Annotated in this window: 4 protein-coding genes and 1 pseudogene; all 5 read right to left on the bottom strand. The window is 36.2% G+C overall.

The window, feature by feature from the left end; genetic code table 11:
- Window positions 1-912, bottom strand: a 912-nt coding sequence (locus ABEY15_RS24190) for a thiamine pyrophosphate-dependent dehydrogenase E1 component subunit alpha (RefSeq protein WP_429892495.1), incomplete at its 3' end; no start/stop codon positions are given.
- 97 nt (window positions 913-1,009) lie between these two features.
- Window positions 1,010-2,393: pseudogene (gene lpdA, locus ABEY15_RS24185) on the bottom strand (dihydrolipoyl dehydrogenase).
- Window positions 2,394-2,412: 19 nt separating this feature from the next.
- Complete coding sequence (buk, locus tag ABEY15_RS24180; RefSeq protein WP_429892494.1) at window positions 2,413-3,513, bottom strand: butyrate kinase; 1,101 nt, start codon at window positions 3,511-3,513, stop codon at window positions 2,413-2,415.
- Between the two features lie 117 nt (window positions 3,514-3,630).
- Window positions 3,631-4,725, bottom strand: a complete 1,095-nt coding sequence (bcd, locus tag ABEY15_RS24175; RefSeq protein ID WP_056475213.1) for a branched-chain amino acid dehydrogenase — start codon at window positions 4,723-4,725, stop codon at window positions 3,631-3,633.
- A gap of 30 nt (window positions 4,726-4,755) precedes the next feature.
- On the bottom strand, window positions 4,756-5,088 hold a 333-nt coding region (locus ABEY15_RS24170; RefSeq protein WP_429892493.1), incomplete at its 5' end, for a phosphate acyltransferase.

Genomic DNA, 5,088 nt, shown 5'->3' with positions numbered 1-5,088 from the left:
GTTTTCTGCGTAGTCAGTTGCTTCATCAACGATCGCACGAATTTTTGTATCTAATTCTTTTTCTATTTCTTCAGTTAACACACCAACTTCATGAAGGTATTTAGCAAATGTAAATAAGCAATCTTTGCTTTTTGCTTCTTCTACTTCTTCACGAGAACGGTAAATACGATCGTCATCATCACTAGAGTGTGCAGTTAATCGATAAGATACAGCTTCGATTAATGTTGGACCTTCTCCACGACGAGCACGGTCAACTGCTTCTTTTGTTACACGATAAACTTCTAAAGGATCATTTCCATCAACAGTGAAACCAGGCATTCCGTATCCAATTGCACGATCAGATACTTTTTCACATGCTAATTGCTTCTCAATCGGTACCGAGATAGCATATTTGTTATTTTCACACATGAAAATCACTGGTAACTTATGTACACCAGCAAAGTTTGCGCCTTCATGGAAATCACCTTGGTTAGAAGAACCTTCACCAAATGAAACCCAAGAGACAATATCTTTACCTTCCATTTTTGCAGCTAAAGATACACCTACAGCGTGAGGTACTTGAGTTGTAACTGGAGATGAACCTGTAACGATACGATTTTTCTTTNNTTCTGCTTTTGCAAATCCAGAAAGCATTAATTCTTTTGCTGTCATTCCGAATTGTAAAACTACACCCATATCGCGATAATATGGTAATACGTAATCTTTTGTATTATCTAACGCATACACTGATCCAACTTGAGCTGCTTCTTGACCTTGACAAGAAATAACGAACGGAATTTTACCAGCACGATTTAATAACCACATACGCTCATCAATACGACGCGCCATTAGCATTGTTTCATACATACTAAGAACGTCATCATTTGATAGACCCAGCTGTTCATGACGGTTTGAAGTTGTAACCTTTTCCATAAATATCCCCCTTTTACCACATACATGTGTGGAAGCGTTTTAAATCATTATAGTGATGAAATGTAGAGAATTGCTCTCTACATTTCATTATTTTAAATTAAGAGTGAATTGCTAATCCTTCTACAGCAAGTGCTGCTTCACCAATTGCTTCTGATAATGAAGGATGTGGATGAATTGTATGAGAAATTTCCCATGCAGTTGCATCTAATACTCGTGCTAAACCTGCTTCAGAGATCATATCAGTTACATGAGGTCCAATCATATGGACACCTAGTAGATCATTCGTCTCTTCATCAACAATTATTTTAACAAATCCATCATGCTCACCATAAACTAAAGCTTTACCGATTGCACGGAATGAGAATTTTCCTTTTTTAACTGTATAACCTTGTTCTTTTGCTTCACGTTCAGTTAAACCAACAGATGCAACTTCTGGATTACTATAAACACACTTACTAACCATTGTTGGATCTAATGGAAGTGGTGAATTACCTGCAATATGCTCAACTGCAATTGTTCCTTCTCTTGAAGCAACATGTGCTAATTGTAAGCCACCAATTACATCACCAATCGCATAAATATGTGATTCTTTAGTTTGGTAATTAGCATTTGTTTGGATAAATCCATTTTCAACTACGATATCAGTATTTTCTAAACCGATGCCTTCAACATTCGCTTGACGACCAACAGATACTAACAAGTGCATTAATTCTAACACCATTATCGATTACTAAAGTTTCAGCTAAAACTTTTGCATCAGTAACTAATTTAATTCCTTTTTTCTTTAATAATCTAGTCATTTCTTTAGAAATTTCTTCGTCTTCTAAAGGTAAAATTGTTTTACTATACTCGATTACTGTTACCTCAACACCAAAATCTGCTAACATTGAAGCCCACTCAATACCGATTACACCGCCACCAACGATAATAATTGATGCAGGAAGTGACTCCATTTTTAACGCCTCATCCGATGACATTACATGCTCACCATCAATAGTTAATCCAGGTAAAGACTTTGGTCTTGAACCAGTTGCGACTAATACGTTCTTAGGAATTAGCATTTCGTTCTCGCTACCATCGTTCATTTCTACTGAAATTGTTCCTGGCATTGGAGAGAAGATTGAAGGTCCTAAAATACGTCCTAAACCATTGTATACATCAATTTTTCCTTGTTTCATTAAGTGTTCAACACCTTTATGAAGCCCGGCAACGATATTTTCTTTTCTTTGTTGTACTTTGCTAAAGTTTAATGTTACGCCTGATGTTTCAACACCAAACTCTTCACTTTTCTTAGCAGTTGAAAAAACTTCTGCACTACGTAATAATGCTTTACTTGGGATACAGCCTGCATGTAAGCAAGTTCCACCTAGTTTATTTTTTTCTACTACTGCTACTTTTAATCCTAATTGAGAAGCACGAATAGCAGCTACATAGCCACCTGTACCGCCACCGAGTACGACTAAATCATATTCTGTTGCCATGATGAAATTCTCCTCACATTTATACTAAAGATTTAACTGCAAATTCTCCAGGATAGATTTTTGCTTCTTCTTCTTCTCGAAGTACGCGAAGTGCACCTTCACAAAGAGCTTGAAGTTCATTTTCACCTGGTAAAACAATTACACGTGCCATCCATTTAACTCTTTTTGTTATTTCATTAACAATAAAATCACTATAAGCAATTCCACCAGTTAATATAATTGCATCAATATTACCTTCAAGTACAGCTGCTGCACTTCCAATTTCTTTTGCGACTTGGTAAGCCATTGCTTCATATACTAAAGCAGCTTTTTCGTCACCATCTTCAATCATGTTTTCGACTTTAATTGCATCAGCCGTTCCAAGATAGCTAGCTAACCCACCTTGACCAACTATCATTTTTTGAACTTCGTTAATATAGTAGTCACCAGAGTAACAAAGTTTTATTAAATCACCAATTGGTACAGTGCCAGCTCGCTCTGGACTGAAAGGTCCTTCACCATCTAAACCGTTATTTACGTCAATTACGCGTCCTTTTTTATGAGCACCAACACTCACACCTCCACCCATATGGGCGATAATAAGGTTTAAATCGTTATATGACTGTTCTAACTGTTTTGACACTTTTCGTGCTACAGCTTTTTGGTTTAAAGCATGGAAAACACTTCTTCTTTCCATAAGTGATTGTCCGCTGATTCTTGCAACCGGATTTAATTCATCTACAACTACTGGATCAACGATAAATGCTGGGATGTTTAATCCTTGTGCAATCTCATTAGCAATGATCCCACCAAGATTTGAAGCATGCTGACCACTATAACCAATTTTCAAATCTTCTAACATGATTTCATTTACAGCATAAGTTCCACCTTCGATTGGTCTAAGTAGTCCACCTCGACCACATACAGCACTTAATTTTGAAATGTTAATGCCTTCTTTGTGTAATACCTCTAAAATAACATTTTTTCTAAATTCATATTGATCAATTATTGTTTTGTATTTATTTAATTCTTCATCGTCATGGCGTATTGTTTGTTCAAAAATTGGTTTTTCATCATCAAATACACCAACCTTTGTGGATGTGCTGCCAGGATTAATTACTAAAATACGATGCATTGTCAACACTCTCCCTTCTAAGTTTACCTTACCTTTATAACTAGAAAGAAAGAGGTACTATTACTTCACTCTTTCTTTCCACCTAAAAAATAAAGGAATGTTAATTAAATTTTATTTAGTCAATTATCTTCTGCTTAAGATGTTGTGACCATTTGATAAAAATTGGCTACGAGATTTTGCCATTGTAGCAATACGCTCTTCAGCTAAACGGTCTGCAGCTAAATATGTTGGAATTCCGTCACGTTTTGAAATTTCGATAACTTTTGCAATGTTATCATATAAGCCTTCAACTTTTTTCATTGCGCGATCGTAGTTATACCCATATAACTCATCTGCAACGTTGATTACTCCACCAGAATTGATTACATAGTCAGGAGCATAAACGATTCCTAATTCATGGATTAAATCACCATGACGAGTTTCTTTTAATTGGTTATTTGCAGAACCTGCAATAACTCGCGCTTTTAATTGTGGGATTGTTTTATCGTTAATTGTTGCACCTAAAGCACATGGCGCATAAATATCACATTCTACTCCATAGATATCATCAGGATCTACTGCTGTAGCACCAAATGCTTCTACTGCACGTTGTACAGCTTCTTTATTGATATCAGTTACGATTAATTGAGCGCCTTCTTCATGTAAGTACTCGCAAAGGCTGTAAGCAACATTACCGACACCTTGGATTGCAATTTTTTTACCTTCTAAGCTGTCAGTACCAAATGCTTCTTTTGCAGCAGCTTTCATACCACGGTATACACCAAATGCAGTAACTGGAGATGGATTACCTGAAGAACCGAATGATGGTGAAATACCAGTTACATAATCAGTTTCTTCATGGATTAAATCCATATCTGCTACAGTAGTACCTACGTCCTCAGCAGTAATATAACGACCATTTAAGCCTTGGATATAACGACCAAATGCACGGAACATTGCTTCGTTTTTATCTTTACGTGGATCACCGATGATTACAGTTTTTCCTCCACCTAAGTTTAAGCCAGCAGCAGCATTTTTATAAGTCATACCTTTTGCTAAACGTAGAGCATCTTCAATTGCAGCTTCTTCTGATTCGTAAGTCCACATTCTTGTTCCACCTAAAGCTGGACCTAATGTAGTATCGTGGATCGCAATAATTGCTTTTAATCCTGATTCTTTATCTTGGCAGAAAACAACTTGCTCATAGTCATAAGTTTCTAAGTATTTGAAGATTTCCATGTAATAACAGCTCCCTTAAAATGTGTAAGTTTAGTTTTTAGAATTACATATAGCTAATGCTAATGAATATAATTTTGTCATTGCAGAGTCAGAACGCGATGTTAAAACAATCGGTGCCTTTGCTCCAGCAATAAGTGCAGCCACTTCTGAGTTAGCCATAAAGACTAAAGATTTATATAAAATATTTCCAGTTTCTATTGTAGGTACTAATAAAATATCAGCTTGCCCAGCAACTTCTCCAGTTAAGCCTTTATGTTTAGCTGCTTCAACAGAAATGGCATTATCAAGCGCTAATGGTCCATCAACAATACAATTTTTAATTTGTCCTCTTGTATTCATGACAGTTAGTGTTGCTGCATCTAG

Origin of the sequence: Gottfriedia acidiceleris (assembly GCF_050457485.1) — a bacterium.
GTDB classification, from domain to species: Bacteria; Bacillota; Bacilli; order Bacillales; family Bacillaceae_G; genus Gottfriedia; species Gottfriedia acidiceleris_D.
This window is presented reverse-complemented; position numbering and strand designations above follow the sequence as displayed.

Bases quoted from the DNA above. Each gene is read 5' to 3' on its own strand.
- bcd (WP_056475213.1), bottom strand. From the start codon at position 4,725: ATGGAAATCTTCAAATACTTAGAAACTTATGACTATGAGCAAGTTGTT.